This window comes from Streptomyces sp. G7(2002) (genome assembly GCF_028870195.1).
Classification (GTDB): domain Bacteria; phylum Actinomycetota; class Actinomycetes; order Streptomycetales; family Streptomycetaceae; genus Streptomyces; species Streptomyces nigrescens.
Genome location: NZ_CP102609.1, coordinates 491,836 through 518,543, shown reverse-complemented (window position 1 = coordinate 518,543; position 26,708 = coordinate 491,836). Strand labels below are relative to the sequence as shown.

The following is a 26,708-nucleotide window of genomic DNA, read 5'->3' as shown; positions in this document are numbered from 1 at the left end:
TCCTGTCGGCGCCGTCGCCGCCCGGACCGTGGACCGCGTCGTACGCGGCGGTCCACGGTCACGGCTGGGCGCGGGTGAGCTCTCGCTGTCCGGTCACGCTGCCGAGCTGAGCCGGCCGCGGCGGGCTACCCGACCAGATCGCCGCCTGTTGCACCCCCCAGGATCTCGACGTACCCGTCGGTTCCGTGCACACGGATCCGCTGCCCGTCCCGGATCAGCCGGGTGGCCTGCTCCACGCCCACGACGGCCGGCAAGCCGTACTCCCGGGCGATCACTGCGCCATGGGTCATCAGGCCGCCCACCTCCGTCACCAGGCCCGCGATTCCGACGAACAGCGGCGACCAGCTCGGGTCCGTGAAGGGCGTGACCAGGATGTCGCCCGCTTCGAGATCCGCGTCCGCCATGTCCAGGATGACGCGGGCCCTTCCCTCGATGGTCCCGGCGGATACCGCCAGGCCGATCAGGGCGCCGGCCGGCACGTCGTCGCGCCGGTACGCCCCGGTGACGGCCTCACCGTCCGAGGTGAGAACCCGGGGCGGTGTGAGCGCGTGGTACGACCGGAACGCCTCCTTGCGCTGCTGAATGAGCCGGTCATCCACCTGCTGCGAGCGCACGACGCCGCGGAGTTCCTGGAACGTGAGGTAGAAGATGTCCTCCTTCTCAGGAAGCACGCCTGCCTGCACGAGGCGCTCGGCCTCCTCCAGCAGGGCCTGCTTGTAGAGGAAGTAGCGGCTGACGATGCCGTACTTCGGGTACTCCCGGTACCCGATGAAGGTTCTGACCCGGTCGATCATCCGCTTGGCCTCGTCGGCTTTCCGGTCCCCGTCCGGCAGGGCCCGCAAGCGTGACAGCACGTCCTGTTCCTTCTTCTGCGCCTTCTGCCGCCCTTGCTCGAAGCGCCGCTCGGCGGCGCCCGGCTCGAAGTTCCTGACGTTGTCGAGGATCACGGGCACGAGCGTGGTGGGGCGCTCGCGCCAACGTGGCCTCGTGATGTCGATCTCGCCGACGCAGCGCATGCCGTACCGGTCGAGGTACCCCTCGATGGCGTCGCGCGCTTCGGTCCCGCCCGGGAGCTTCGCCAGCTCGTCCAGGAAGCCCTCGTCCTCGACGCCCTGCAGGAACGCCACCACCTCCGACTGCGGGCGGATCACGTCCGCGACGTCGAGCAGCGCCAGTCCCATCTCCGACGTGACGTTGTCGGGGGCGGACAGCGTGAGCGTGTCAGCCGCGTTCTTCTCGCCCAGCCACTCCTGCAGCTGGTCGTTGAGCCACCACGTGGCCTCCATCCCCGCCATGATCGCCTGCATGCTCAACGGATCACTGAGGACCCGCTTGTGCTCCTCGAAGGCCTCCAGCAGGAAGTCGAACAGCGCCGGTCCGGTCTTCGTCCGGATGTCGCGCTCCAGCGCGGCGATGGACGCCTGGCTGCGCTCGATCAGCTCGGTGACGATGGCCGGATCGGGCTCGCTCGGGGCGGACGCACCACCGGCCGGCGGCCCGCCGGGGCCCGCGTCCGGGAGCGAGGGGACGAAATCGTCGCGGTCGAGGACGGTCTCCAGAGCGTCCCTGATCAGCGGATCGCCTCTCCCCAGGACGTCCAGGAGACCGGCGCGGCTCGCGGGCGAGGCCAGGCGCCGGGTGACGTCGACGAACAGCCTCCCGCCGGCCTCGTGCATCGGCACCATGGCCGTCAGCTGCCACATGGAGAACCCCAGGGGCTTCATGGGGTCGGTCATCATCTGCCCATGACCAACGGAGACGTAGACGTGATTCTCCTGGTCGCCGCTTACGGGGATGGGGAACAGCGTCGTGATCGGCCGGCTCTGAACGATCCGGAAGCCATCATCAACCAGGCACCATTCGATGTCCTGCGGGCGGCCGAAGTGCGCTTCGATCCGCCGCCCGAGCTGCACGAGCCGCACGACCTGCGCATCCGTCAGCGCCGGCTGCTCCTGCCGCTGCGAGTCGATCGCCACTTCCTGAGTGCCGCCGGCCGGCAGGGCCTGAACGGCACGCTCTTTGGCGGCGATTGCTTTGGCGACGACTTCGCCGTCCCGCACCGTGAAGACGTCCGGGTTCACCAGGCCGGAGACCAGTGCCTCGCCGAGGCCGAAGCCGGCGTCCACGGTGGCGACCTTCCGGTTGCCCGTGACGGGGTCGGCCGTGAACAGGATGCCGGCCGCATGCGGGAAGACCATCTGCTGCACGACCACGGCCATGTCGACCGTACGGTGGTCGATGCCGTTCCGCTGGCGGTAGGTCACGGCCCGCTCCGTGAACAGCGAGGCCCAGCACCGACTGACGTGCTGGAGGATCGCCGCCGGCCCCACGACGTTCAAATACGTGTCCTGCTGGCCGGCGAAGGATGCCGTCGGCAGGTCCTCGGCCGTCGCGCTGGATCGGACGGCGTAGGCGGCCTCCTCGCCGAGCCGGCCGAGCGCGCGGGTGATCGCCGCCGCGAGATCGCCCGGGATGGCAGCCCCTTCGATGATGCGGCGAATCTGTGCGCTGAGCGTCCCGATCGCCTCCCGGTCGTCCGGGTTCAAGCGCGACAGCTGATCGAGCCGATCGTCGATCGACGGCGCTTCCGCCATGATCCGCCGGAAGGCATCCGTCGTCACGCAGAAGCCGGCCGGCACGCGGATGCCTTCTATCCGCGACAGCCCGCCCAGGTGCGCGCCCTTACCGCCCACGACCGCGACCTGCGTCTCGTCAACCTCTTGAAGATCCCACACGTACTGCTCGATCATCGCGATACCTCCGAGGCAGTCGTGTCCCGTTGCACTGCAGTGGCCGATCGAATCACCGGCGCCTCCACCTCTGTCGAACCTCTCGTCAGGCACGCCCTCGTCTCTGGCTGCCTTCCCTCCGACGAGTCGGCCGACCGCTCCGCCGAGTCGGGTGGCGCGCACCCCCGCACCACCGCCCCGAGCGCTCGCGACCGGACTGCCGGTCCCACCGCTGGTTCGACGTCACCGCGTCCCCCATACGTCTCCAACACACGCACGTCGTGCCCCCGTTTCCGCAGGTTGTGGCCTCGGCCGATGATTTTGCGCCACCACCCGGGTCTTGCCGCAAGCCCCCCAGTGCGCTATAAGTTAAGAGTGGCAAGGAGAGAGATCTCCTTGCCTTTGCTTTTTGGCGTCCGCTGGAACCGACAAGCCTCTCGCTCGCGAAGCGATGGCGCGCCGCGTACGGGTACGGGACGGCGGCCCAGGCAGCTGACCCGCCGCACCGGCCAGATCCTCCTCCTGCGCACCACTTACAGCGGCCGGCGCCGACGCCCGACCGATACGGAGCGGGAGTTCATCGGGCCGTACCTGCCGATCGGTGAGTACGGCCCGTACCCCGAGCGGCTGCGGCAGCAGTTCGGGGGAGTGATCTGGCGGTTCAAGACCGGCGGGCAGTGGCGGGAGATGCCGCGGGAGTTCGGCGCCTGGTTGGCCGTCCACCACGGCTTCCGGCTGTGGCGTGACGCCGGCGTCTTCGGGCCACTCGGCAGCGGTCAGCCGTACGAGTGGACCGCCCCAGCTGTGGCCGACCAAGACGAAGGGACCTGGCCCCCAGGGCGGGGGGGGAACGGTTCAGGATTCGTCACGGGACGCTCGCGGGCTGGGGTGTGCTGGGGAGCCGTTCAGCTTCCGCGGCGGGGCGGCGGGAAACCGGCCTGGTCCTACAGATGTGGCGGGCCCGGGTTTCGGGTCCGGGTCCCGCCCGCGCTCGGCGAGGTGGGCGGGACGCGGTACGGCTCCGGACCGAGCCACGGTGGTGGGGTGTCAGTGCCCGAGGGGGAAGCGGTGCAGGAGGTCTTGGCCCTCGGGGCCGGAGCCGGACTTGGCGGCCACGAACGCCGCGCCGTGCGCCACGTGAACGTGGTTGGTGTTGGCGCCGGTGGTCAGGCTGTCGACGACGGTGCCCTTGTGGGGGTCGACCACCGTGACGGTGGCCGTGGTGCGATTGGCGACCAGGACCAGGCCCGAACGCGGATCGGTGGCCACGGACTTCGCACCCGCACCGGTCGGCACGGTCTTGGTGACGGCACCCTTACGAAGGTTGATCACCGAGACGGTGCCGGCGGCCTGGTCGGCGGAGTAGGCGGTGCGGCCGTCCTTGGACAGGGCTATCGAGAGCGGGTTGTCACCGGTCGGGATCAGGCGCGGGCTCTTGGCGCGTGGGGTGATCTCGATGATCCGGTCGTTGGCGAAGTCGGTGGCGTAGGCGGTTCCGGTCCGTTCGTCGACCGCCATGCCGGCCGGGCTCGATCCGGCGAGCGTGACCCGCTTCTTCTCCTTGTAGGTGCGGGTGTCGAAGGCGACGACGCTGCCGTCGGCGAAGCTGCTCGCCCAGGCCAGGTTGTGCTTCTCGTCGACGACGACCTCACGGGCATGGTTCACGCCGGGCAGGCTGGCCAGGCGCTTCCCGGTGCGCTGGCTGTAGACGCCCACGGAGTTGTCGCGGGTGTTCGTCGTCCAGACGCTGTTGTGTTCGTCGTCGACGGCTATGCCGTACACGGCCTCGACGGCGCCGGTCTCCGGGTCGGTGACCGGCGGTCTGTACGTCGCCTCGACCTTGAGGGTGTGCGGATCGAGCTTGACCAGGCTGGAGTTGGTGACCAGCGGTTCGCCCACGGAGGAGGTGGCCCAGAGCACGTGGTTCCGCTCGGAGTACGCGGTCTGGTACAGGCCCTTGGCAACCGGCGCGGAACTGGCTACCGAGCCGCACGGGTTCCCTGAGTGCGCGGTCGCGGTCGCGGTCGCGGTTCCGGGCAGGGCGAGAGTGCTGCCGGCGGCGAGGCTCACGACGATCGCGGCAGCAAGGCGGATGCGGTGGGCGAGTGAGGTCATATGGCGTCAATCTCCTTCACAGAGGCGCCCCGCGGAGGGACTATGAGCCATTAACTTAGCTTAGGCTTGCCTAAGATTTTACTTCCGATGTGTGGTGGTCGCCCTAACCGAGCCGCCCGTCGCACGGGATGCCACCGGGGCGGCGCGCGGGTGCAACGTCCGGTGCACCCTGCGGTGGTGGCCGGGCGAGGGCCTGTGCGGGCGAGCGGTGTGTGGAGAGGCCGGCGCAGTGGTGGAGCGTGGTCGCGGGAGGCTGTTTCGGCGGCGAGGTCTGACTGTCGCCCGGCTGGCGGCCTGCTCCGCCGGGCAGCCGGATCGTCCCGCTCTCCCGTTCCCGCGTCACAGGTGTGTAATACAGCGATCCGGGCATCAACGCCCAGGGCGCTACCGGCATCTCACCTCGCAGCAACGACATGAGGAGTTCAAGATGCTTCGTAAGCGCTTACGCCTGATCGCCGTGCCGGTCGCGGCCGTCACCCTGCCCCTGACCGTTGCCGGCTTCCAGGCCGATGCGGCCGCGGCGACGGCCCCGGGTGGCGCGGCACGGGCCGGCAAGACCGCCGTGGCGACGGCCCCGTGCCTGGCCGATGCCACGACGCTGGTCGGCGACCTCGACGGCGACGGCCACCCGGACAAAATCAGCAACCCCGGCCTCACTGGCACCAGGATGACGATCCAGTGGGGGACCGCGAACGGCTCGTTCGGCACCAAGCACGCCGTCAGCGCCCTTCTCGGCGCGAAGAAGGGGGAGGTCGCGTCCGCCGCGGTCGCCGACTTCCAGCGCGACGGCACCCTGGACATGGTCGTCAACCTCGTCAAGCCGGCCGGTGGGGACGACCCCTCGACGGCGCGCGTCGCGGAGTACCGCCCCGGCCCCCTCAAGCGGTCGAACCTGGCCTCCGCCAAGTCCCGGCACTCCGACATCGGCGACCACGGCGAGGTTCAGCAACTGCGGATCGCCAACTACGGCGGCGACGCGTACCCGGACCTTGCGATCCTCAACAACGCCGGTGACGGACAGCTGGACCGGGACGTGCGCCTGACGAAGCCGGGCAGCGGCCCGGGGATCTACGACTACGAACTGCAGCGGAAGTACGGCGAGTTCGGCACCACGCCGGAGCCGCCGACCATGCCCGGCGACGGCTGGAAGCACTTCTACAAGCCCTGTTCCTGACCACAACCGGGCGCCGACGGTCCTCCGGTCACCGGCGGCGCCCGGCACCGGAACCGATCTGAACAAGCGGGTGAAGGTGCCGTCTTTGGCCCTGCTCCGTCCCGTGAACTTCCACGAAGGTCCGAAAGAAGCGCCCTGGCCGTTACGTTGAGCCCATTCGGAGCTTTGTGACCCCAGCGGGTATCTCACCACCCGAACGGCCCATGCCCCGACGAGAGGAGCTGTTCCGGATGATGCGTCGAGTTCGTGTACTGCTGCTGACTGTCTTACTGCTGGTGACGGGCTCGGTGATGTCATCCGCGCCGGCCTCCGCCGTCATCGGCGGGTCGAAGAGCACCTACGGCCCGTGGGCGGTGCGCATGCTCGTCGACGGCAAACCGGCGTGCACCGGGACGGCGGTCGCACGCCAGTGGATCCTCAGTGCCTCGCACTGCTTCTTCGAGCAGGCGCAGCCGATCGCCGACAAACGGATCTCGTTCCGGGTCGGCAGCCTCGATGTGCGGAAGGGCACCACGGTCCATCCGGTTCCCGGTGGACGCGTGGGAAGCGCGCACGCCGACATGATGCTCATCAAGGTCCCGCCGATGACGGTCGGCACGGCGCGTTTGGCCACGGCCCGTGCCGTCCCCGGCCAGGCCGTGCGGCAGTACGGGTGGGGCGCCACCTGCGACGGGGACGAAAACACCTGCCAGTCACCGGTGCTCAAGCAGTCGGAACTCCGGGTCGTACGGCCGGACGACCCCCGATGCGCCGGCTACACCGCACCGGGCGGCTCGGACTTCTGCATGGAAAAAGTGTCCGGGATTCCTGCCGGCGGCGACTCCGGAGGCCCGGTGATGAGCATCGGCCCACGCGGCACCGAAACCCTCCTCGGTGTCTTTGACGGCTCCGACCGGGAGAAGATCGCCGAGGCAGGGGAGATCTCCCAGCAACTCGCCTGGATCCACTCGGTCACCCGGAAATAGCGCAGAGCACGGGCAGGAGCGGACGCAGCCGGCTGCCGCGACACACACAGAAGCCACACCGCGAGTCCGGCCAGGCGCAGTGCCAGACCGGCTCGCCGCCCTCCCTGGTCGAGCTCAGGCCGCTCGCAGGGAAGGAGACCCTGGAGACCATCGGGCCGCCCGACGGCCTCTGGCAGTGCGGGCAACTCCAGGTGCTGCGGGGATAGTCGGCCTCGCCGGTGATGAGGCGGCGCACGAGGGTCGTCAGGTGGTGCCTGGCCCGGCTGGCCGGCTTCTGGTCAGCCCTCCACTTCGGACAGCCGGATCGCCTCACCCGGCAGCACGGGTTCGCCCACGTCGACGGAGTGCAGGACGTGCGCCAGGATCTCCGCGCCCCGGACCACCCTGGGGCCCGGCCGGTTGAAGTAGGCGGGCCCGTCGAGGACCCAGACGGCGTCGTTGCGCACGGCGGGCAGTTCGTTCCAGCCCGGCAGTTCGGTGAGCAGACTGCGCTCTTGCAGCGTCCGGTCGGGGCTGAAGCCGCAGGGCAGCACGAGGAGGACGTCGGGGCGCGCGGCGCGTACCGCACTCCACTCCATCGGCCTGGTGTGCTCGCCCGGCGCCGCGAGCAGCGGCGTGCCACCGGCGCAGGTGACCTGCTCCGGTACCCAGTGCCCCGCGGGCCAGAGCGGGTCGAGCCACTCGATGGCCACCACACGCGGCCGCGGGAGCCCGGCAGTCAGCCGCTCCACCGTTGCCAGGCGTGCGCGGAGCTGCTCCCGCCGCCGCTCGGCGCGTTCGCGTACGCCCAGCAGCGCGCCCACGGTGACCAGGCAGTCCAGTACATCGCCCAGGGTCCGCGGCTCCAGGCTGAGCACCTTGGTGTCGGCGTCCAGGACCCGGACGGCCTGGGAGACGTTGTTGTACGACACCGCGCAGACGTCGCAGAGGTCCTGTGTGAGGACCACGTCCGGAGTGAGGGCGGCGAGAGCCTGAGTGTCGAGGGTGTAGAGCGAGGAGCCCGCGTGGGAGGCGCCTCCCACCGCGTCGGAGATCTCCCGGCTGCTCAGGGTGTCCGCGGAGAACTCGGCAGCCGTGACGACGGGCACCCCGGCGACCGCCTCCGGCGGCCAGTCGCATTCGTGGGTGCGGCCCACCAGATCGGCGGTCAGACCGAGCTCGGCCACGAGGTCGGTGGCCGCCGGCAGCAGGGAGACGATGCGCATGTTCCGACCCTAGCCCCTTCCTGCGGCGGGGCAGGGTGGACTTGCTAGGACGTCCAACTATGTGTTCGTGGGCAAGGCCCGCGGTGCAGGGAAGCCGGTGTGAATCCGGCGCGGTCCCGCCACTGTGACCGGGAAGTGTGCTCTTCGAGCAGGACAGGCCACTGACGGAGGAATCCGTCGGGAAGGCCGGGGAGTACGCGCTGATCCGGGAGTCAGGATACCGGCCGCGGGGTGTTCCGTGTTGTCCACGAGGATGGAGCAGACACACATGGCACCGGTCCGTACCCACGACCCAGGTGATCCGGCGGAGCAAGCGGTGGCGCACGCCAACCCCTAGCTCCGCGACGGCTCTTCGGCCTTCGCGTCCCACGGCCCGCCCGTACACACGCCCCACCGGGTGTTGTCTTCGGCTTGCCGTGCCATCCCCGGATCTCACCTGACGAGAGCAGGCTCTCATGGTCCGTGAACTGACACATTTCATCGGCGGCAAGCACGCACCGGGAACTTCAGGGCTCTTCGCCGACGTGTACGACCCCAATACCGGCCTGGTCCAGGCCCGTGTCCCGCCGGCCGGGCGGGCGGAAACCGAGCGGGTGATCGCCGACGCCGAGTCGGCACAGCAGGAGTGGGGCGAGTGGAATCCGCAGCGCCGCGCCCGGGTGCTGCGGATTCGGTGTGCGTCCTGTCGCCGGAGACAGGACGCACACCGAGCACGGTCCCGTCCGCTCAGCGGTGAGCGAAGTCCGGCGGGCGCTTGTCGACGAAGGCGAAGGTGATACGGACCTGGCGCTGTCGTCACCCGCAGCCCGACGGGCCCGGGAGCGCGTTGTTCCCTGAAGGGCGCAGCTAATCTTCACGGATGGCCGACGAACCCATGATGGCGAACGTGCAGATTGACGAAGCGGGCCTTGTCCTGGCGAAGGACCCGCATGCAGATGGGTCTTACTACTTCCCCCATCATGGCCAGGCGGCGGATGTTGAGTGCTGTTCTCTGTCCCTGGCCGAGGCGCTGCACGCGCGAATCCGGCCCGTCGGAACTGCTGAAACCGTGTTACGGAACTGGGCGACGGGCGGCCCGGTGAGGGCAGCTGCGCTCTGGGATGATCCGGCGGCAGTTGATCCGGTGCGGGTCAGGGCGGGCGCCGTCGTCATCCGCGACGAGCAGATGTTGCTCATCGGCTTCGAGGAGGAGGACGGGACAACCGTTCTACGAGATCCCCGGCGGCGGAGTCGAGACCGGAGAGACGCTGCACGCAGCGGCGGTCAGAGAGCTGCGAGAGGAGTCTGGCCTAGCCGGAAGCGTGATCAAGGAGGTAGCCCGCGTCTGGAAGGACAATCGCCGTGAGCACTACTTCCTCCTAAAAGCCGAAGGCGAGATCGGCGCCCGTGAACAACTCGACAACTACGGCGGCACGCCGGTATGGGTCCCGATAGACCTGCTGCCCACAACCCCGGTCTGGCCGCGGCGACTTGCTTGGCGCATCGCCCACTGGCACACGGCAGGCTGGCCGACCCCGCCGGCCGAGCTCGCCGACAGCATCCACGACCTACAAGCCGACTGCACTTGGTAAGTGGGCTCTGGAGCCTCTCAGCAATGCCGGGCCCGCATCTGCCACTACACACGACGCGGCCACAGCCCATAGAACTGCAAGCACGTCGACGACCAGGCCGGAGCCTGACCAGAGCCACACGTGAGGCCCCCGCCCGAACTGGGTGGGGGCGCCTTGCGTTCTGCGCGCCAGAACTCCATCCGGGGCCGACAGGCGTCTACCTGGGTGAGCTCAAGCTACCTACTCCACCGCATACAGCAGGTTGTACTCAGCACCATCCGCCCTGAAGCGCAGACTGCGCTCACCAGGTGTATCCGTGATCCACTGCTCCCCGAGCCTGCCGTCCCCGACTGTTCCGCCGACCTCCCCGAGGGAGACGGCAATCGATCCCGTGAAGTCGCAGTCGTACTTGACGGTGTACATCCGGTCTCCCAGCACCGTCCCATTCCACACAGTGCCACGATTCTGGAGAACAAGCCTCGGCTCGTCGAAGCCGCTCCAGCCCTCAGTCGTGACGCACTTGAGCTTCTCCAGATAGAGCTTGGCCATACCGTCCCCTGTGAAGGATCCTTCTCGACACTTCACATCCTGCCGAGCCTCAATAAACGATCACTAAACGAATGGACGCGGTGTTCGCCGCCAAGGCGACACCCCGCCCGGGGAGGGTGGGGCATCGCTGTAGCCCTCGTCAGAGCAGCCAGTGTGCCCCCGGCACCACCAGCCCCAAGGCTGACCAGCCACACCAACAACGCCGGCGATACAAGCAGCTGCAGCTGGTGGCTCGCGCGAACCAGGAGGCCGCGGCGGCCCAGTCTTCACACCTGCGGGAGGTATCCCGAATGCACCCCCGAGACGGACACATCTTCTGGGCGCATGAACGCTCCGGCATCGAGTGCCGGTCGGTCAGTCGACGGTCGGCCAGTCCCACCCCAGCTGCAGGAAGAGACCGAGCCGGTCGGAGACACCGCGGATCTCGCTGATCCGGCCGGCGGTGACGGTGAGGACAAAGATCGCCTCGTTCTCGAAGGCGCGGCCGGTCGGCACTGGCATCCGGGGGTGGCTACCGGAACTCACGCCGTTCTGGGTGATCCGGGCGACGACCTTGTCGCCCTCGGCGATCAGTTCGTCGATCCGTGCACGGTAGGGCGCCAGTGCCGAGAGCTGGGTGGCGATGGCTGCGAAGGCCGCGCCGGGCTCATCCGGTTCACCATGGATGACCTTGTTGTGGTCCACCACGTCCGCCGCCAGGTAGTCGCCCAGGTCGTCGATGCGGGCTTGGTTGAGCGCGGTGAAGAAGTCTGTGACGAGCTGCTTGTTCTCGTTGGTGAACATGCCCCAATCCTTCTCTTACGACGTAAGGCTCCGACTGGGCCGCCACTCTTGCCTTACGATGTAAGAAAGTCAACTGGAGCTGTCGATAAATGGGAACGACCAGCAAGCGGGTGGGGCTCACTCGCGACAAGGTGCTGCGCGCGGCCCTGGAAGTCGCCGACCGGGACGGCGTCGAGAAGCTGTCCATGCGCCGCCTGGGCGCCGAGCTCGGCGTCGAGGCAATGACCCTCTACCACTACCTGCCCAACAAAGCCGCCCTACTTGACGGCCTGGTCGAGCTGGTGGTCTCAGCCGTGCGCCCCTCCTTCGATGGGCCGGCAGACGAATGGCCACTGCGCCTGAAGGAGTTTGCCGCGGCCTTCCGAGCTGAACTGCTTCGGCATACCGGGGTGATCGCGCTGGTAGCCACGCGCCCTGTCCGGTCCCCCGCAGCACTCCAGGCAGTTGAGGACACGGCAGCAGCGCTTGGGCACGCCGGGATCGCACCTGTCGAGGCCATGCGGATCGTCAACTCCGTCACCACACTGGTGATCGGGCACTGCCTTGCCGAAGCAGCTGACATCCCCGGGCACTCCGAGCAGCCCACCGACGATGCCTTCGCCCTAACCGCGTTCCCCACACTGTCCGAAGCGGTCGCGGGCGGACTCGGCACGCCAGCCGACCACCAGGCCCGCTTCGACCTCGCACTGGATGCCCTACTAGCCGGCCTCCGAGACGCCATCGCCAAGACAACGCAGAAGTAGACGGCATGTCGGCTGGCGATTGAAAGGCGTTCCGGGCCGGCTTGAGCAGGGTGCCTGGCCTTTGTCCAGAAGGAAGAACACCTCACAGTCCCGCATGGCCCGCACGGCAGCCAGAGTCACATGGTCCGGGTCCCCCGCGCCGATTCCGATCACGAGCACCGTCGGGGCTCCTCACCGGCCATCTCGCGGGACATGAGGACGCCGACCGGACTGCTCCGTCGCACATACGGATGGAACGGGGCGGCCGGACTCGGGGCGGAGGTCCGGGCTGTCCGCGCCGGGCTCCGCCTCCTCGCCGGAGTCTCCCGGTTACATGACCTGGATGTCGCGCAGCAGGCCGTCCACCACGTCGTCCAGGTCGAGGCGCTTCTCCACCGTATGCAGGTCGGTCAGCCCGGCGCAGAGGGTGACCCGGGGCGGTGCGAGGAGCTTGCAGCAGTCCTCGTCCGGCAGCACGGAGATCTCCGCGGTGCCGATGGACCGGGCTTCGTTGATGATCTCCTGCTTCTCCCAGCCGACCAGCGGCCGCAGCACCGGCAGGGTTGCCGCCTCGTCGACGGCGGCCATGTTCGCCAGGGTCTGACTGGCCACCTGCCCCAGGCTGTCGCCGGTCACCAGTGCCTCAGCCCGGGTCCGGTCCGCCAGCGCGGAAGCGGCGCGAACCATCAGCCTTCGCTGCGCAACGACCTGGAGCCGGCCGGCCCCCGCGATGGCCAGTTGCTTCTGTGCGTGACCGAGCGCGATGACGTGCAGTCGCCCACCGGGCTGGTAGCGGTTGAGTTCACGGGCGAGGGCGTAAGCCTTGTAGACCGAAGCGGCGTTCGTGTACGGAGCGCCGGTGAAGTGCACGAAGTCGCAGCGCAGTCCGCGGCGCATCGCCCGGTAGGCCGCCACGGGCGAGTCGTAGCCGCCGGAGAGCAGTACCAGGGCGCGTCCGCTGGAGCCCACGGGCAGTCCGCCCGGCCCCTGGTGACGGGTCCAGGAGACGTAGCTCTCCTTGTGGTCGATCTCGACCGAGACCAGTACATCCGGGCTGGAGAGGTTCACCGGCAGGGGACCGAGGGCTTCCCGGATACGGGCCCCGAGAAAGCGCTCGAACTGCGAGGAGGTCATCTCGAAGTTCTTGTTCCGCCGCTTGGCCCGCACGGCGAAACTGATTCCGGGCCGTTCCGCGCGAGCGGTGGCGAGCGCCTCCACGGCTGTCTCGGTGATGTCCGACACGGTGCTCGGAACGCGCAGGGCAGGCTCCACCGAGTTGAACCCGATCACCCGGCGGGCGCGCTCCACGAGGTCGTCCAACGGGACCTCGCCGCCGAGCACGGTGACGTTCTGGCCGGACTTGATCCATGTGGAACCGCCGATGCCGCGCAGGGCGCCGCGGAGGTTGTCGTGCAGCCGCTCGGTGAACAGGTGCCGGTTGCGGCCCTTGAGGAAGACCTCACCATGCTTGAGCAGGACACAGGGTCCGCTCGGGCGGGGCGCTCTGGGGGAGGGGCTGGAGGGAATGCTCGGTTCGCCGGGCACGAAACTCTCCTTCGCGAGTCGTCGTGAGGGCCGGCGCCGGGCCGCGAACGGGGTGCGGGCCCGCCCGCCCCCGCTCTGCGCAGGGCTGGGTGGAACACACCACTCGCTCAGCGGTCCCGCTGCCGGGACGCGTGAATCCGTGCGCGGCGATACACCCCGCACGAGCAGTGGCAGGTCTTCGGACTCATGGGCACATCCCGAAGGACCGGACACCTACTGACCGTCGCTTCCCAGGTCCCATGCGGGCCCAGTGCTTCATGACGGCGGTCGTTCCCACTCACCGCTGCGAGGCAGTCCCGGACTCCCACCGGGTTCCCTCTTGCGACACCCCGTCTGGCGGACGGGGCGAACCAGCTGCCGGTCCAGGGTAGACAAGGCGGATCGCATTCCGTGAACCAGACCTTGATTCTGCACTTTGAGTCGGGATGGCTGATTCGAGACTCTGTCGGGTATGGGAACGATGCGTCATTCTGGGAGTAGTGATTGGTACTTCAACTGGCTTAGTGCGTACTGTGCTTGGGGGAGCCGGTGGCCTACGTTCCCATTCTCAAGGGCAAGGTGGGGGAGTTTCTGGCACTGGGACATGCGTCGGCGGAGGTGCAGTCGCAGATACGCCCGGTGATGGAGGTCGTGCCCGACTGCGACGTTCGAGATCTTCTGGAGACCTTCTGCAACCGTGCCATGGACTACGTTCCGAATGGAATGGTCCTCACGGTCGATTGCGGAGCCTTACCGGCCGTGCGGGTGCTCAAAGGTGATGTGGGCGGTCCGATGGTGCGGGTCGGTGAGTCACTGAGCCAGCGGCAGGTCGCGATGCGCCCGGTCTTCAGAGGTACTGATACCGATGAGACGCTCGCTGAGGTTCGTGCGGTGATGGCGTGGCACCAGCAGGGCGGTTGTCTACGCATCTCGTCGGCTCGTGATGCACAAGAACTGCGCCCGGACGATGCACGAGTCCGCGAGATGCTCCGCACACTCCACGCTGTTCCGGAGGAAATCGATCTGCTCATTGACGCCGGACCCGTGCATTCTCGGGACAGAAGGGCGGCACTGACAGTTGAGGTGCTGGAAACTCTCCATCACATGGCGCGTTGGCCTTGGCGCCATGAGTGCGTGGCCGCCGGTGCCTTCCCGGTCAATCTGGCGAACTTCCCACGTGGACGAGCAACGCCGGTAGTGAGGGAAGACGCGCTTCTCTGGAAGCAGGTTTGCGATCGGTGGCGTGGAAACTTTCCTGATTTCGGCGACTTCGGTGTAACGCACCCGCGAATGCCGCTGAGGACTCGTGGGACTCCGCATCCCAACATGCGTTACACCACGGCGGCAGACTGGCAGGTCTTCGTCTATCCAAAGATCCGTCCCGGCAACGACGACTTCTTCACCCTCAGTCGTGACCTGGTCTCCTCGCCTCATTGGCCGCCCACCGGCGCGGGCACGTCGTGGGGAGACGCTCGTTTGCAGGACTGTGCGAAACGGCAGCGGGCGAAAGCAGGCGGCGGGACGGAGTGGCGAGCCTGGGCGACGTCGCATCATCTGGCCGTCGTGACGTCTCGGCTCACGGCTTTGGGCCGTCCCTGAACTGGCATGTAGTGGCCACCCGGGTGTGGGCGCCGCAATTGCGGCGCAGCCCCTGGGCGGCGAGCAGTCGGGCGTAGTCGTCCAGCCGGGCGTCCTGGATCCGCGGGCCGAGGTCCAGCTGCAGGTGCAGGCGTACGTCATGACGTCGGCCAGTCGGGCCAGTCGGGCCGGAAGCTGTTGAGGTAGGCGCGGTCGTACCGATGGGACCGTTAGGGCTGGTGGCCGAGGCACCCGGTGCGGACCGCAGCCCCCAACCCGCTGCTGCGTACCAGGAGTTCCAGCCCGTCTCGTGCGTCCCCGTGACACGCCGATGCCCGTCCTCGGACTTCGGTCAGCGCCTTGGCTGCGGTGAGTGGTGGTGGGACGGCAGACACTGCCGAACGCGACGTAGATCCACTGTGGGATCCGCGGCCGCCCGTGTGGATACTGATCACCATGCGTACCGACTTCGACCCTGCTGCCATGTCCCGCAACGAGTTCTACAAGCTCCTGACCGCGGTGGTGGTGCCGCGGCCCATCGCCTGGGTCTCGACGATCAGCCCTGATTGTGCTTCTGCGAACCTGGCCCCGCACTCCTTCTTTACGATCGCCAGCGTCGCGCCGCCCGTTGTGCAGTTCACTTCCGTTGGACGCAAGGACACCTTGCGCAATATCGAGGCGACTGGACAATTCGTGGTGAACCTGGCGCCGGAGGGGCTCTTCGAGCAGATCAATGACACGGGTACGGATTTCCCGCACGGGGTGAGTGAGTTCGAGGCGGCCGGGGTCGGTTCTGAGCCGAGTCTGCGGGTCAAGCCGCCGCGGGTGGCGGCCTCGCCGGTGGTATTGGAGTGCGAGGTGCACACCACGCTGGGAATCGGGGATTCGACCGTGGTGTTCGGGCGCGTGGTGCACGCGGTCGTGGCGCAGGACGTGCTGGTCGACGGGCACCCCGAAATCGCCAGGATGAAGCCCCTGTCACGGCTGGGGAAGGACGAGTGGGGGACGGTCGGCGACGTACGGGAGATCTCCCGTATTCGACATGCGGACTGGCAGGGGCCGGCCGGCGTTCGGTAGGGAAAGGGCTGAGGAACTGCCTGGAGGTCGGGGCCGGGGAGGGGGCAGGCGAAGAGTTCGATCTCCAGGTCCCCGCGGAATCGTCCCCCGCGCACTTCGCGTTTCGCATGCGTTTCATGTCGGTTTGCCCGTAGGTGACTTATGGCCACTGCGGGGCTCGAGGCTTTCGCATGATGGTTGTTGTTGCGAGGGTGGTTTCGGCTGTGGCTGTGGCTGTGGCCGTGGCTTCGGTTTCGGTGTCTGCCTGTGCGATGGATGACTGGAGTTGTTGTGACTGCTCTCGTGTCCGGGTGGAATGGATCACCTGTTTCCGCTGACTTCTCTGGCCCCTCTGCTGCCACCGGTTTCTCTGATTTCTCTGCTTCGGATGATTTCGCTGCTTCTCCGGTGTCCCGGGCATCCCTGGCGTCCCGGGTATCCCCGCCGCCCCTGGCGTCCTCTGTTCTCCCTGGTTCCTCGGGATCTGGTTCTGGTGCCGCGACTGCGTCGGTCAGCCGGCGGTTTTCCTTTCGGGTGGCGGCTGCTGCGGTGGTCGCCGGGCCGGTGGTGGCGGTGCACGGGCCGGGGAACGCGTACGCCGCGGACGGCGGGCGGGCGCTGCGGGTGATGACCTTCAACCTGCGGTACGCCTCGGATGTGCGGCCGCATTCCTGGGCCGAGCGCCGGCCCGTGATGCGTAGCTTGCTGCGGCATGAGGCCCCGCACCTGCTCGGGACGCAGGAAGGGCTGTACGGGCAGCTACGTGATGTCGCCGTGGATCTCGGACCGCATTACGACTGGGTGGGGACCGGGCGGGGCGGTGGGAGCAAGGATGAGTTCGCGGCCGTTTTCTATGATGCTCGGCGGCTCGCGCCGGTGGAGTACGACCATTTCTGGCTGTCCGATACGCCGTATCTGATCGGGTCGGCGACCTGGGGAAATACCGTTGTTCGGATGGCGACCTGGGTCCGATTCCGGGATATGCGTGCCGGTGGCGAGTTCTATGCCCTCAATACCCATCTCGATCATGCGAATCAGTACTCGCGTGAGCGCTCCGCCCGTCTGATCAATGAACGGCTGGGTGGGCTGGACCCTTCGCTGCCCCGGATCGTCATGGGCGACTTCAATGTCGCGGCGCACAAGAATTCCGTGTACGAGGCGATGCTCGACGGCGGCTCGCTCGTCGACAGCTGGGATACGGCCGACGAGCGCAGCACGCAGTACGCCACCTTTCATGGGTACCGGCCGCTGGTGCCGGACGGGGACCGAGTCGATTGGGTCCTCACGTCGCCGGGGGTGCGTACGCGGCGCGCCACGATCAATACGTACTCCGCGCACGGTCAGTTTCCGAGCGATCACCTACCGGTTCAGGCGCTGCTCGATTGGTGAGCGTGAGCAGGCGATGATCGTGAGTCCGTGGCGCTGGTGCGTGGTGCCTGGTCCGAGGTGTGTGATGAGGGCGGCGGGGCCTGGGCAGGCGGAGGCGGCTGCGGCTGGAGTGGTCGGTGTTCTGGGCCAGAGAGGGCGCACCGCGGGCGGACCGAGGGCGTGTCGTGGGAGGTCGGTGCCGGCGGATGCCGTCGCGGCTCAGGAGTGCGTGTGCTGACGGGCGGTGGAGCCACGGATCTGTAGGCCGTCGAGAAGCTCCTGGGTCGCGGCTGCCACGGCGTCCACGGCCTGGTCGAATACCTCGCGGTTGTGTGCGGCCGGGGCGCGGAATCCGGAGACCTTGCGGACGTACTGCAGGGCCGCGGCCCGGATGTCCTCGTCGGTGACCTCGGGGGTGGCGGGCGGGCGGAGGGTCTTGATGCTGCGGCACATGAGTCCAGTGTGCCTCGCGGTGCCGGAGTCAGCCGTCGAGTCCGGTCACCCGCATCGTGATGTTGAGGCGGCCGCCGGCCAGTCCGGATGCCGGGTCCCCGGTGCCCGGTCGGACCTTGGGGACGCCGTGGTAGGCGAAGCGGGACGGTCCGCCGAAGACGAAGAGGTCACCGGAGGCCAGCTCGATATCGGTGTACGGCTTGGTACGTGTCTCGGGGTTGCCGAACCGGAAGACGCAGGTGTCGCCGATGCTGAGCGAGACGACCGGCGCGCCGGAACGCTCCTCCTTGTCCTGATGCATACCGAGTTTCGCCTGGCCGTCGTAGAAGTTGATCAGTGCGGTGTCCGGTGTGTAGCCGTCGCCCGCGGCGGAGTCCTGATACGCCTCGACCAGCGCGCGGCGGCCCAACTCGACCATCCAGTCGGGGAATTCGGGCACCCGGGCGCCGTTCACATCGTCGGCGGTGCGGGTGTACGCGTACGGCTGCCAGTGCCAGCCGATGCACACCGTCTGGACGGACATCACGCCCCCGCGCGGCAGCTTGGTGTGCCGGATCGGGGCCGGACCGCGCGCCCAGTCACGGCACGCGGTGACCAGCTCGCGCTGCTGTGCCATGGTCAGCCAGCCGGGGACGTGGACGGCGCCGGGGGCGATTTCCTGGCGGCTGCCGGTACGGGCCCGGCTACGGTTTCCCGTGGGGGAGTGGAGGCCTCCGGATCCGCCGGATTCTCCCGCGCCGCCAGAGCCGTCCGGGCCTCCAGGCTCTCCGGAGACAACCGGTCGACCAGGCCCTTTGGCGCCATCGGGCTCCCCGAAGTCCTCGAAGCCGGGTAGTGGCGTGCTCATTGCTTTCCTGCCTCATCGCTAGCTGTCTACAGCGTGCCATGGGGTTGAAGCGGAGGTCTCCTACGGGCCGGTGGCTGCTGCGTGACCCAACCACGGTCGATGGCCCAGCTGCCGCCCTCCGCTGTGGCACCGCGCATGCCCTGCAGCGTTGCCGCGCCTGCCAGGGCTGGGACGCGGGAGTCGCCGAGTGCTGCGAAGCCATAGGTGCGGGCCGGGTCCCAGTCGGTGCTGTGACGTAGCCGGCGGCTCATCTGGGCCCAGCCGAGAGGCGCGGCGGCCACCACCCAGGCGTCCGGTTCCTCGGCGGTGAAGCGGTCGGCCGCCCGTAGCCAGGACGCGGCGGATTCCGGCCAGTCGACCATGGCGAGGACCGGCTGGCGGCCGATCTCCCGCCATGCTTCGACGAACGCTTCCGCGGACGAACGCGACGCGGTGTCCCGGCTGTGCCCGACGACCACCGTGGTGATCCGAACACCGGGGGCGGTCAACAGGCCGAGGAGGGTGGCGAGTTCCGCATCGGAGTGTGGGGCGGGGGAGGGGAGGCGGCCGTAGGCGGCCACCTCGGCTCGGGGAATGAGGGGCGAGGTCATTGGGGAGGGATTCCGGGCTCGGCCGGGCTCAAATAAGGGTGGGTTGGAGGGCGCCCTCGTGTGTGAGCAGCGCGATCTTGCGTTCGACGCCCGCCGCGTAGCCGCGCATCGTCCCGTCCGCGCCGATCACGCGATGGCAGGGGCGCAGGATCAGCAGCGGGTTTGCGCCGACCGCGGCCCCCAGAGCCCGTACGTCGCCCCGCGGCACTCCGGCCACATCGGCGAGTCGGCCGTAGGTGGTCGTTGTGCCGTACGGAATCGCCTCCAGGGCTCGCCAGACGCGCTCCTGGAATTCCGTACCTGCAGTGCGGAACGCCAGCTCGAAGCGGGTGCGCTCACCGGCGAAGTAGGCGCGGAGCTGGCGCACGGCCTCAGCGAAGGGGCCGGGGTCGCGCCGCCAGTGCGGCTGTACGGTGACACCCCGCTGCTGCGGCATGGAGAGGGAGGCCAGGGCGGTGCCGCCGGGGGCGGTGGCCGATTCCTCGCCGACGAGCAACAGCTCGCCCAGGGGGCTGTCGAAAGTGGTGTAGATGGTGGTGACAGTGGTCGTCTCGGGGGAGATCATGGCGCGTCCTCGTTTGTGTCGCTGCTTTCACTCTTTGAGTCTGCGGGGGCGGGGGCGCGTCGGCTGGCGGAAATCGGACGTCATGGTTCCGTGCTCGCTTGGTAGTGGGTGGGGGCGGGTGGCGCCAGTGGTCGGTGGTTCGGCGGGCAGGAGTTGTCCGGGCGGTCATGTGCCTCTCAGCGATTGGCCTCAGCGTCGCCTGATCGGCTTCCTGCTGCGGGGGGTTCCACCGGGAAATGGATCGGACTCAGCAGGTACTGCGCGCGCTCGGGGTTCGGCCGGTTGGACAGCCTCGGCGTGGCCGCGCGCGGCGCGCAGCTCAGCGATCAGTTCGTCGAGCTCTGCCGGGCTGAGGCAGAGCGCATGCTGTCGATACCCCACGTGGTCGGCTACCTGGTTGGCCACCGGGTCGGCCTCTTCGCCCTCAGTCATATCCAGGGACCCCGCCGCCCACCAGCAGCTCGTTGTGGCGGTAGACGGTGGCCCTGGAGGCTTTGGGATTCCGGGGCGCAGAGCTGATCGGCGGTCAGCAGCCTTCCTCCGCCCATGGCATGAACGATCGGCAGCCGGATGGGGGGCCGAACAGCTCCAGAGAATCCACGCCCAAACTTTCTCATAGCTGCTACCTTTCTCAAACATGCGAATAGATGAAGTGAAGGTGCTGAAGGTGCTGGAGGCAGCGCAGGGCTTGGCCGCGCTGCTGCGGGCGGAGCGTTTCGCCGAGACGGTGGAGTTGTTCGCGCCACCGCTGCGCGCTGCGGTCTCCGCGGATGCGTTGCGGCTCGCGTGGGCGGCGGAGTTGGCCGGACGGGGCAAGGTCAGGGAGATCGGGGAGCCGGTGAGCGCGGCCGGTGAGGGCGAACCGGTTCGTGTGCGTATCCCGGTGAGGTGCGCCGACGGCAACTTCACCGTGTTCACGTCGGTTGGCGGTGATGGCCTGCTGCACGGCCTGCGGCTCGATCCGGACGACGGCGCGGAGTGGCAGCCGCCGCACTACGCGGAACCGACCCGGTTCATTGAGCGAGACATCCTGCTTGGTACCGGGCCGCTCGCCGTGCCCGGAACGCTGAGCCTGCCCGTCGGTCCCGGACCGTGGCCCGCTGTGGTGCTGCTCAGCGGCGGCGGCGCGTTCGACCGGGACGAGAGCAGCGGCCCGAACAAGCCGCTCAAGGACCTCGCTTGGGGGCTCGCCTCCCGGCATGTGGCCGTGTTGCGTTTCGACAAGATCACCTTCACGCGGCCTGGCCGTCTGCCATCGGACTTCACCATGACCGACGAGTACCTGCCGCATGCGCTCGCCGCCGTCCGGCTGTTCCGACAGCAGCCCGAGGTGGACGCGGACCGCATCCACCTCCTCGGCCACAGCATGGGTGGCAAAGTGGCACCCCGGGTCGCGGCCGCCGACCCGTCGATCGCCGGCCTGGTCCTGCTCGCAGCGGACGCGCAGCCGATGCACGAGGCCGCCGTCCGGGTGGCCCGCTATCTCACCGCGCTTGCACCCCACCCGAGCGCGGACGAGGCTGTGACGGCGCTCGTCCGGCAGGCCGCGCTGGTAGCGGGCCCCGAACTCACGCCTGACACGCCGTCGGAGCTGCTGCCGCTTGGACTCTCCGCCGCCTACTGGCTCGACCTGCGTGCCTACGATCCGGTGGCCACGGCAGCCGGTCTGGCCTGCCCGATGCTCATTCTGCAGGGCGGGCGGGACTATCAGGTGACCGTCGCCGACGACCTGACGCGCTGGCGGGGTGCCCTGGCAGACCGCCCCGACGTGGCGATCCGGATCCACCCGGACGCCAACCACCTTTTCTTTACCGGTCGGGGTCGGCCCACCCCGGCCGAGTACACACGGCCAGGGCACGTCGACTCTGCGGTAGTAGACGAGATCGCCACCTGGTTGGCGCGACGGTAGGTGAAGGGTCCCCTTGGGACGGCAGGGAGGCGGGGATCCCACGGATGCCAAGGGGGAACGGCTGAGGCCGCTCCTGCCGATGAGCAACGGGAGGTGCGGGCTTTGGCGAGATCATCGGCAGGTGATCGGGGGGATCCTCCACCGGGTGCGGACCGAACCGCTGCACCGCCGAACTGCCGGACCGCCCGAACCGCCGCACAGGTGGGCCCCCGCCGCTGATGCCGTCGACCGTATTCGACGGCGCGTGAACAGGGGCGGGGCGCTGCTCACTGCCAGGCTCGGGAGGGTCGGGCCGTCGGTCGGGTCTTACCCATCGCGCTCAGGAGCGAAAGTCCTCGACGATCTTCGTCGCGACGCCGCCCTCGACGGTGACCCGTACCTCGACAGAGTTCAGCTTGGCCGCCTTCTCCAGCTGGGCCTCGGTGCACGGGGAAGTGCCGTAGCCGTTTCTGTCCGCGGTGACATTGCCGTTCGAGGCATAATTCCCGGCGGCACCCAGGGTCTTGGTCTGCGATCCGACGTGGAAGGCCTGCGCGGTGCCGGAGGCCGGGGCCACGGTCAGTTTTCCGGGGGCCAGGTACTTGAGAACGCCCGTCAAGGTGCCGGTTGCCCTTGCCCTAGGATGCCGAGCCGGACCGGCCGTTGGGCTGGAGCCCGAACCAGCACCGCCCGTGCCGCTGCTCCCGCCGTTCACCCCTGCGCTGTTCCCGTCGCTCTTGCCGTCAGCGGACTTCTTCGGGGCCTGTGCCGCACCGCCCTTGGAATCCGGGTTGTGGCAATGGCCTTGCCATCGAGCGGTCGCCCTTGGGCTCGGCGTACGCACCGCTCGGCGAGCGGTACATGCATCAGCTTGATCGCGCACGATGCTGAACGGCTAGCGCACCACCAACGCGGCCTTCAGCTCTGCTCATTCACCTGAAACGGGGGCGGGGGAGAAGCGCGAGCTGGAGTGGAAGCAGGAGCCGGCGCAGAACCATGAGCCGGCTCCGGAGAGGGGACGTGGTGGGTGTTGTTCCGGTGTGGGGCCAGGGCAGGTTCTTGCGTTGACCTTCGTGGGGACTACGCCGCCTCGACGACCTCCGAGCGCACCGCCAACGTCCATATCTCCAGCAGCACCGCATACTCCGCCATGTCCTGAGCCGACCACGCCAGTCCGCGCCGGGCGCGCACAAATCGCCGGATCGATTCGTTCGCCTCGGAAGCAGGAACGGGCATACCTGTAGGGGCAGAAGGAGTTGGGGACATATGAGCAATGCTAGGGGCAGACACTGACAACGCAGTCCCGCGTGCACCGGCCCACGGCCCGCAGTTCCTGCCCGGGCCGGTGCTTCGACGGTGCCTCAACTTCCTGACCAGCAAGGACCGTCGGCCATCCGCCCCGCCCTCGCTGCCTGCATGTGTCCATTCCCACACGCTCCGCGATCACCTCCGGCCGCGAGGGAAGGGCGTAACGATCACAGCGCCGCCGCCCCCGTCGACGGCGCTGCCCTCAATGGAGGAAGAGGCAGAACGGGTGCCCTGCCGGATCAAGCAACACCCGGACATCGTCCTGAGGCTGGAACGCGGCGCGCGTCGCCCCTGCCGCGACCGCATAGGCCTCGGCATCGTCAAGGTCATCGACCCGGAGATCGAGATGGAGCATCTTCTGCTGCTCCTCGGGCCGTTCCGGCCACACGGGGGCCTGATATCCGGGCTCGGACTGGAACGAGAGCCCGGTCCCGCCGTCCGGGCAGCCGAGCAGGACCCAGTCCGGCTCGCTGCATTTCACCTCCCAGCCGAGCAGCCGCCGGTAGAAGTCCGCAAGCGCATGGGCATCCGGGCAGTCCAAGACCACCGTCGCCAGCGAAATCTGAGGTCGTCCGGCCATCATCGGTCCACCATTCCCCACTACTCCCCCCTACTCCCCACCACTTCCGTCATTCCCGCCGGCTCCATTGCTTCCACCTCTCGCCCCCCGCGGCTCCGTCCCCCAGGCCGGCACGGCGACTTGCCAGATCTACGCCTCGCCTGCGGACGGCCTGGCTTATTGCCTCAAGGGCTGCCGAGGACGGACGAAGACCGGGGTGCAGCCGCCCAGGGGATATCCCGATCGAGTGATGCATCGAGTCCCTCAAGTCCCCCGTGACCGCTGTCGAGGCTGGGCCGCACCCCCGCTGTCACCTCAGGAAATGCCCTCTGGGTTAGTCACCGGTCCGCTCCTCGGACTCAAGCGGCGTCGCTCCCCGGGGGTGCCCCTGAGCACTCCGTCGAGTTCTGTCGGACCGCGTTGTCAGTGGTGCCCCGTACCGTGGTTTCCGTAACTATCCGAGCTGCTGGCGCTCCTCGGACCCGCTCCGCTCCCGTGACAGCGCACGGGAGCGGAGCACACATCCAGTGGCAGGGCGGCTTTATCGGCGGGGTGCCGGGAGCGGAGGTTCCTGCGGAGCGACGAGGAGTGAGTGGGGTGGGTTCGTGTCGGTCAGGCCCGGGGGCCGGCCGGCAGTTGTCCCGCACAGCGCCTGCTCGATGTGCGCCCTCATGGCGGTGTCTATCGGGCCGCTGGCATCGGGGAGGCCGTTCCCGTCTAGTTTCTGATAGCGCGTCAGATTGAAACCGAGGGACATTTGCCGTTGGCCGTCCGCACTGGACACGGACCAGGTCATGGCACCCAGCACCAGGCCGTTGTGCCCCCAGAAGTCTCCGCAGGGCAGGTGCCATCTGAGCAGGCCAAGTCCATAGCGCAACGTGCTGTTCTCGGTGGGCACCGTGATCTTCATCTGACGCAGCTGGGTTGGGGCAAGCAGTTCACCGCCCAGCAGCGCTCGGTAGAAGCGGTTCAGATCGGCCATGGTCGATACGAGCGACCCCGCAGTGCCAACCCAGGACATGTTGTAGACGCTGAAGTCCCGCGGTGGGTTGAACCCGCCGTGCGCGGCCTCGTACATCTTGGGGTGCGGTCCGGTGAGGTAGGCCGATCGCGGGAAGTAGGTGTGCCGGAGTCCTGCCTTCCGGATGACGTGCTCGGTGACGTACGCCTCCGGCGACTTGCCGGTGACCTTCTGCAGCAGGAGACCCGCGAGCACGAAGTTGGTGTTGGAGTAGTGATGAGCCTGGCCCGGCTTGCCCAATGGCTCCGCCTTCAGCCCCAGCCGGGCCAATTCCCGGGGACCGAATTGGTGGAAGCGGTTGCCTTCGACGCTGTCTCCTGTGGGGAAGATTGCTTCGCCATAGTCACCGATGCCGCTGGTGTGGTTCAGCAGCATCCGTACGGTGATGGTGCTCCCTCGTTCCCCGGGAACGAGGTCGGGCAGATAGCGGCCTATCGGAGCGTCCAGCTCGATGTGCCCCTTGCCGACTTGCTGGAGGACGCCGACCGCGGTGAAGGTTTTGGTGATGCTGCCGATCCGATGCTCCATCTGCGGAGTGGTGGGGCGCCCGGTGTCGACGTCGGCGACTCCCGAAGCGCCCTGCCACGCTGCGGTGCCGTCTCGCACCGCAGAGTAAGCGCCGTACATCCCTGCGTCATGAAAGGCCTTGAGCGTCCTTTCCAGGGCAGCCCGGTCGATGCCGGACCGGTCGCTGGCCCGCGCGGTGGCGGCGTTGCCCGAGAACGTGCTCGGAGAAGCGGCGGCAGAGGCAGCGGTAGGAACCGTCAGCGTGAGTAAGGCGGCGGTGGCGGTCCCGGCCAGCCGCATGCGCCGGCGATGGGTAGGGGCAACGGGCATGGATTCTCCGTCAGTTCAAGGTCTGCAGGCAGTATTAGTTCTTCGCTGTCTCGATTCTCGCGAGTGGACAGCGGCCAGACGTCAGCCTTTGGAACGACCTTGATCACAAGCCCACATGACAAATGTCAGGTTTCCCGAGGCTGGGTCGTGCGCTCCTGTCGAGGGGTGGGCCGCGTGGCGGGCCGGCTCTCGGGGCCCCGGCAAAGCCGCACAGGCAAAGGCCCATCCGGGCAGGAGGCCTCACCTCGGTGTTCTCCTGAGGCGCCGTGGGCGGGAGTGGGCGACGATGGAATGGCCGAGGTGCAGCGGCGCGCTGAGAGCGCCGGGGGGAAGCGTCGCCGGGCGCACCTGCCCAGTTTTATCGGGAGGCCCTGATGGATTACCCGGAATGCTATGAGCTCGTATTTCAAGCCCCCGCGGTGGAGGACGATGTAGTGATCGTCCATCGCACCGAGCGGGCGGGAGCGGGCGGGTATCCGGTCTACGAGGATGAGTCGGGGATCGTACGCGCAGAGATCAGCGACCGGGGCGAGGTCCGCATGCTGGCCAGCGGGGGGCACCAGATGCTCCGCACGCCGATGCTGGCGCGACCCCTCACCCCGTGAGCTTCGGGAGCCCATCCGGCGGCCAGGGCTGCGCATCCATGCACACACTCTGTTGGTATTCGGTTGCGTTGTGTTGAACCTGTAGTGGTGAGAGGTGCCTCGCCTCGGTCGCGGAGGTAGCAGGCCGCCGGGCGTCGCTCCCGTAACCTTCTGAGTTTCGCTCGTTGCGGAGTGTGCGGTGTGCGGTGTGCGGTGTGCGGTGTGCGGTGTGTGCGCTGAGCGGCGGGTCTGTGCTCTGGGTAGCCATGAGTCGAGGAGAAGCAGGAAGCTCTGGGATCGGGTTTGGCCGTCCCGCCGCTCGCGCAGGGGCGCAAGGCAGGTCCCGGTCAGCGTCGTCCGGACTCGTGTGTGGCTTCCGGGCGAATTACTGCCAGGCCGGATTGCAAGTCCACGGTGCTGAGGGGCGGCGCACCGGACTCCGTATCGTCACGGAGGGCAAGCCGGCGTTCCTTCTCTTCCTGGACCTGTTGTTGTGAGGGTCGGAAGAGTTCGTCCCATGCACCGGATGTCGCGCCGCCCCCTCCGAACTTGCGCCGACGCCAGATCACCCACCCGAAGAGCAGCATCCAAAGGGCAGCAACTGCACCTGCGACCGTCAGAAACACCTGGCCTCGCCTCCGTATGCCGGTCCGGTCTTCCAAGAGCTGGAGATCGATGTTCTGGTTGCTGTCGAGAAGTCGGCGGGGCCTTGAGTTCCGTTCCGCCCGGGGTGAACGG

At 68.2% G+C, this 26,708-nt stretch carries 23 protein-coding genes, 4 pseudogenes and 2 riboswitches; of the genes and pseudogenes, 11 read left to right on the top strand and 16 right to left on the bottom strand.

The window, feature by feature from the left end:
* Positions 1 to 125 precede the first annotated feature (125 nt).
* On the bottom strand, positions 126 to 2,750 hold the full coding sequence (gene rph, locus NUT86_RS02305) for a rifamycin-inactivating phosphotransferase (RefSeq protein WP_274733020.1): 2,625 nt from the start codon (positions 2,748 to 2,750) through the stop codon (positions 126 to 128).
* 501 nt (positions 2,751 to 3,251) lie between these two features.
* Here rph and NUT86_RS02300 point away from each other — a divergent pair.
* Positions 3,252 to 3,506, top strand: a pseudogene (locus NUT86_RS02300) (transposase); the annotation flags it as partial.
* Positions 3,507 to 3,776: 270 nt separating this feature from the next.
* Here the strand turns inward: NUT86_RS02300 and NUT86_RS02295 are convergent.
* Positions 3,777 to 4,844, bottom strand: a complete 1,068-nt coding sequence (locus tag NUT86_RS02295; protein ID WP_274733018.1) for a YncE family protein — start codon at positions 4,842 to 4,844, stop codon at positions 3,777 to 3,779.
* 427 nt (positions 4,845 to 5,271) lie between these two features.
* Between NUT86_RS02295 and NUT86_RS02290 the strand changes: the two genes are divergently transcribed.
* Together NUT86_RS02290 and NUT86_RS02285 are read left to right on the top strand one after the other, a co-directional pair.
* Complete coding sequence (locus NUT86_RS02290; protein ID WP_274733017.1) at positions 5,272 to 6,018, top strand: FG-GAP repeat domain-containing protein; 747 nt, start codon at positions 5,272 to 5,274, stop codon at positions 6,016 to 6,018.
* A gap of 230 nt (positions 6,019 to 6,248) precedes the next feature.
* Positions 6,249 to 6,983 (top strand): S1 family peptidase, encoded by a 735-nt coding sequence (locus NUT86_RS02285; protein ID WP_274733016.1) that lies wholly within the window; start codon positions 6,249 to 6,251, stop codon positions 6,981 to 6,983.
* A 278-nt stretch (positions 6,984 to 7,261) separates the two neighbouring features.
* Here the strand turns inward: NUT86_RS02285 and NUT86_RS02280 are convergent, their stop codons facing one another.
* Positions 7,262 to 8,188, bottom strand: a complete 927-nt coding sequence (locus NUT86_RS02280; RefSeq protein ID WP_274733015.1) for a cobalamin-binding protein — start codon at positions 8,186 to 8,188, stop codon at positions 7,262 to 7,264.
* Between the two features lie 64 nt (positions 8,189 to 8,252).
* Positions 8,253 to 8,431: riboswitch (cobalamin riboswitch) on the top strand.
* A 212-nt stretch (positions 8,432 to 8,643) separates the two neighbouring features.
* Here NUT86_RS02280 and NUT86_RS02275 point away from each other — a divergent pair.
* Together NUT86_RS02275 and NUT86_RS02270 are read left to right on the top strand one after the other, a co-directional pair.
* Positions 8,644 to 8,853, top strand: a pseudogene (locus tag NUT86_RS02275) (aldehyde dehydrogenase family protein); the annotation flags it as partial.
* A gap of 194 nt (positions 8,854 to 9,047) precedes the next feature.
* Positions 9,048 to 9,759 (top strand): annotated as a pseudogene (locus NUT86_RS02270) (NUDIX domain-containing protein).
* Positions 9,760 to 9,978: 219 nt separating this feature from the next.
* On the opposite strand, the gene NUT86_RS02265 reads toward NUT86_RS02270, so the two are convergent.
* Positions 9,979 to 10,287: a hypothetical protein gene (locus tag NUT86_RS02265; RefSeq protein ID WP_093636205.1), complete on the bottom strand. Its 309-nt coding sequence runs from the start codon at positions 10,285 to 10,287 to the stop codon at positions 9,979 to 9,981.
* Positions 10,288 to 10,641: 354 nt separating this feature from the next.
* The gene (locus tag NUT86_RS02260; RefSeq protein WP_274733014.1) at positions 10,642 to 11,070 is read right to left on the bottom strand and encodes an ester cyclase; all 429 of its coding nucleotides are present in this window, start codon (positions 11,068 to 11,070) and stop codon (positions 10,642 to 10,644) included.
* Positions 11,071 to 11,159: 89 nt separating this feature from the next.
* On the opposite strand from NUT86_RS02260, the gene NUT86_RS02255 reads away from it, so the two are divergent.
* A complete protein-coding gene (locus NUT86_RS02255) occupies positions 11,160 to 11,813 on the top strand; it encodes a TetR/AcrR family transcriptional regulator C-terminal domain-containing protein (RefSeq protein ID WP_274733013.1) in 654 nt (217 codons plus the stop codon).
* A gap of 54 nt (positions 11,814 to 11,867) precedes the next feature.
* Here the strand turns inward: NUT86_RS02255 and NUT86_RS02250 are convergent.
* Together NUT86_RS02250 and thiI are read right to left on the bottom strand one after the other, a co-directional pair.
* A pseudogene (locus NUT86_RS02250) lies at positions 11,868 to 11,966 on the bottom strand (SAM-dependent methyltransferase); the annotation flags it as partial.
* A 156-nt stretch (positions 11,967 to 12,122) separates the two neighbouring features.
* The gene (thiI, locus tag NUT86_RS02245; RefSeq protein ID WP_274733011.1) at positions 12,123 to 13,337 is read right to left on the bottom strand and encodes a tRNA uracil 4-sulfurtransferase ThiI; all 1,215 of its coding nucleotides are present in this window, start codon (positions 13,335 to 13,337) and stop codon (positions 12,123 to 12,125) included.
* A 152-nt stretch (positions 13,338 to 13,489) separates the two neighbouring features.
* Positions 13,490 to 13,708, bottom strand: a riboswitch (cobalamin riboswitch).
* 157 nt (positions 13,709 to 13,865) lie between these two features.
* Between thiI and NUT86_RS02240 the strand changes: the two genes are divergently transcribed.
* The 3 genes from NUT86_RS02240 to NUT86_RS02230 all read left to right on the top strand — a co-directional run bounded on the left by NUT86_RS02240 (position 13,866) and on the right by NUT86_RS02230 (position 17,339).
* Complete coding sequence (locus NUT86_RS02240) at positions 13,866 to 14,915, top strand: beta family protein (RefSeq protein WP_274733009.1); 1,050 nt, start codon at positions 13,866 to 13,868, stop codon at positions 14,913 to 14,915.
* A 435-nt stretch (positions 14,916 to 15,350) separates the two neighbouring features.
* Complete coding sequence (locus NUT86_RS02235) at positions 15,351 to 15,971, top strand: flavin reductase family protein (RefSeq protein ID WP_274733008.1); 621 nt, start codon at positions 15,351 to 15,353, stop codon at positions 15,969 to 15,971.
* 513 nt (positions 15,972 to 16,484) lie between these two features.
* Positions 16,485 to 17,339, top strand: coding sequence for an endonuclease/exonuclease/phosphatase family protein (locus NUT86_RS02230; protein WP_274733007.1), 855 nt, complete (start codon positions 16,485 to 16,487; stop codon positions 17,337 to 17,339).
* Positions 17,340 to 17,537: 198 nt separating this feature from the next.
* On the opposite strand, the gene NUT86_RS02225 is transcribed toward NUT86_RS02230, so the two are convergent.
* Genes NUT86_RS02225 through NUT86_RS02210 form a run of 4 tightly spaced genes read right to left on the bottom strand, consistent with a single transcriptional unit; the run spans position 17,538 to position 19,773 of the window.
* Positions 17,538 to 17,771 (bottom strand): DUF2277 domain-containing protein, encoded by a 234-nt coding sequence (locus NUT86_RS02225; protein WP_274733006.1) that lies wholly within the window; start codon positions 17,769 to 17,771, stop codon positions 17,538 to 17,540.
* Positions 17,772 to 17,799: 28 nt separating this feature from the next.
* On the bottom strand, positions 17,800 to 18,618 hold the full coding sequence (locus tag NUT86_RS02220) for an alpha-ketoglutarate-dependent dioxygenase AlkB family protein (RefSeq protein WP_446750747.1): 819 nt from the start codon (positions 18,616 to 18,618) through the stop codon (positions 17,800 to 17,802).
* Between the two features lie 26 nt (positions 18,619 to 18,644).
* A complete protein-coding gene (locus NUT86_RS02215; protein WP_274733005.1) occupies positions 18,645 to 19,208 on the bottom strand; it encodes a hypothetical protein in 564 nt (187 codons plus the stop codon).
* 28 nt (positions 19,209 to 19,236) lie between these two features.
* Positions 19,237 to 19,773 carry a methylated-DNA--[protein]-cysteine S-methyltransferase gene (locus NUT86_RS02210; protein WP_274733004.1) on the bottom strand — a complete coding sequence of 179 codons (537 nt, stop codon included), beginning with the start codon at positions 19,771 to 19,773 and terminating at the stop codon, positions 19,237 to 19,239.
* A 637-nt stretch (positions 19,774 to 20,410) separates the two neighbouring features.
* Between NUT86_RS02210 and NUT86_RS02205 the strand changes: the two genes are divergently transcribed.
* Complete coding sequence (locus tag NUT86_RS02205) at positions 20,411 to 21,682, top strand: alpha/beta hydrolase family protein (protein WP_274733003.1); 1,272 nt, start codon at positions 20,411 to 20,413, stop codon at positions 21,680 to 21,682.
* Between the two features lie 319 nt (positions 21,683 to 22,001).
* Here NUT86_RS02205 and NUT86_RS02195 read toward each other — a convergent pair whose 3' ends face one another.
* The 4 genes from NUT86_RS02195 to NUT86_RS02180 form a co-directional block, all read right to left on the bottom strand.
* Positions 22,002 to 22,280, bottom strand: coding sequence for a hypothetical protein (locus NUT86_RS02195; protein WP_274740776.1), 279 nt, complete (start codon positions 22,278 to 22,280; stop codon positions 22,002 to 22,004).
* A gap of 461 nt (positions 22,281 to 22,741) precedes the next feature.
* Positions 22,742 to 22,897, bottom strand: coding sequence for a hypothetical protein (locus tag NUT86_RS02190; RefSeq protein WP_229838261.1), 156 nt, complete (start codon positions 22,895 to 22,897; stop codon positions 22,742 to 22,744).
* Positions 22,898 to 23,171: 274 nt separating this feature from the next.
* Positions 23,172 to 23,549, bottom strand: a complete 378-nt coding sequence (locus NUT86_RS02185; protein WP_093636545.1) for a VOC family protein — start codon at positions 23,547 to 23,549, stop codon at positions 23,172 to 23,174.
* A gap of 520 nt (positions 23,550 to 24,069) precedes the next feature.
* A complete protein-coding gene (locus tag NUT86_RS02180; protein WP_274733000.1) occupies positions 24,070 to 25,356 on the bottom strand; it encodes a serine hydrolase domain-containing protein in 1,287 nt (428 codons plus the stop codon).
* A 404-nt stretch (positions 25,357 to 25,760) separates the two neighbouring features.
* Between NUT86_RS02180 and NUT86_RS02175 the strand changes: the two genes are divergently transcribed.
* On the top strand, positions 25,761 to 25,991 hold the full coding sequence (locus tag NUT86_RS02175) for a DUF6296 family protein (protein ID WP_093636193.1): 231 nt from the start codon (positions 25,761 to 25,763) through the stop codon (positions 25,989 to 25,991).
* Positions 25,992 to 26,317: 326 nt separating this feature from the next.
* On the opposite strand, the gene NUT86_RS40570 is transcribed toward NUT86_RS02175, so the two are convergent.
* A complete protein-coding gene (locus tag NUT86_RS40570; protein WP_446750817.1) occupies positions 26,318 to 26,557 on the bottom strand; it encodes a DUF6191 domain-containing protein in 240 nt (79 codons plus the stop codon).
* Between the last annotated feature and the right edge of the window lie 151 nt (positions 26,558 to 26,708).

Coding starts and splice junctions, on each gene's coding strand:
- rph (WP_274733020.1), bottom strand. CDS start 2,750: ATGATCGAGCAGTACGTGTGGGATCTTCAAGAGGTTGACGAGACGCAG.
- NUT86_RS02285 (WP_274733016.1), top strand. CDS start 6,249: ATGATGCGTCGAGTTCGTGTACTGCTGCTGACTGTCTTACTGCTGGTG.
- NUT86_RS02180 (WP_274733000.1), bottom strand. CDS start 25,356: ATGCGGCTGGCCGGGACCGCCACCGCCGCCTTACTCACGCTGACGGTT.
- NUT86_RS02290 (WP_274733017.1), top strand. CDS start 5,272: ATGCTTCGTAAGCGCTTACGCCTGATCGCCGTGCCGGTCGCGGCCGTC.
- NUT86_RS02215 (WP_274733005.1), bottom strand. CDS start 19,208: ATGACCTCGCCCCTCATTCCCCGAGCCGAGGTGGCCGCCTACGGCCGC.
- NUT86_RS02220 (WP_446750747.1), bottom strand. CDS start 18,618: ATGAGCACGCCACTACCCGGCTTCGAGGACTTCGGGGAGCCCGATGGC.
- NUT86_RS02255 (WP_274733013.1), top strand. CDS start 11,160: ATGGGAACGACCAGCAAGCGGGTGGGGCTCACTCGCGACAAGGTGCTG.
- NUT86_RS02295 (WP_274733018.1), bottom strand. CDS start 4,844: ATGACCTCACTCGCCCACCGCATCCGCCTTGCTGCCGCGATCGTCGTG.
- NUT86_RS02185 (WP_093636545.1), bottom strand. CDS start 23,549: ATGGCCGGACGACCTCAGATTTCGCTGGCGACGGTGGTCTTGGACTGC.
- NUT86_RS02175 (WP_093636193.1), top strand. CDS start 25,761: ATGGATTACCCGGAATGCTATGAGCTCGTATTTCAAGCCCCCGCGGTG.
- NUT86_RS40570 (WP_446750817.1), bottom strand. CDS start 26,557: ATGCTGCTCTTCGGGTGGGTGATCTGGCGTCGGCGCAAGTTCGGAGGG.
- NUT86_RS02190 (WP_229838261.1), bottom strand. CDS start 22,897: ATGCCCGTTCCTGCTTCCGAGGCGAACGAATCGATCCGGCGATTTGTG.
- NUT86_RS02260 (WP_274733014.1), bottom strand. CDS start 11,070: ATGTTCACCAACGAGAACAAGCAGCTCGTCACAGACTTCTTCACCGCG.
- NUT86_RS02205 (WP_274733003.1), top strand. CDS start 20,411: ATGCGAATAGATGAAGTGAAGGTGCTGAAGGTGCTGGAGGCAGCGCAG.
- NUT86_RS02235 (WP_274733008.1), top strand. CDS start 15,351: ATGCGTACCGACTTCGACCCTGCTGCCATGTCCCGCAACGAGTTCTAC.
- NUT86_RS02265 (WP_093636205.1), bottom strand. CDS start 10,287: ATGGCCAAGCTCTATCTGGAGAAGCTCAAGTGCGTCACGACTGAGGGC.
- NUT86_RS02210 (WP_274733004.1), bottom strand. CDS start 19,773: ATGATCTCCCCCGAGACGACCACTGTCACCACCATCTACACCACTTTC.
- NUT86_RS02280 (WP_274733015.1), bottom strand. CDS start 8,188: ATGCGCATCGTCTCCCTGCTGCCGGCGGCCACCGACCTCGTGGCCGAG.
- NUT86_RS02225 (WP_274733006.1), bottom strand. CDS start 17,771: ATGTGCCGCAGCATCAAGACCCTCCGCCCGCCCGCCACCCCCGAGGTC.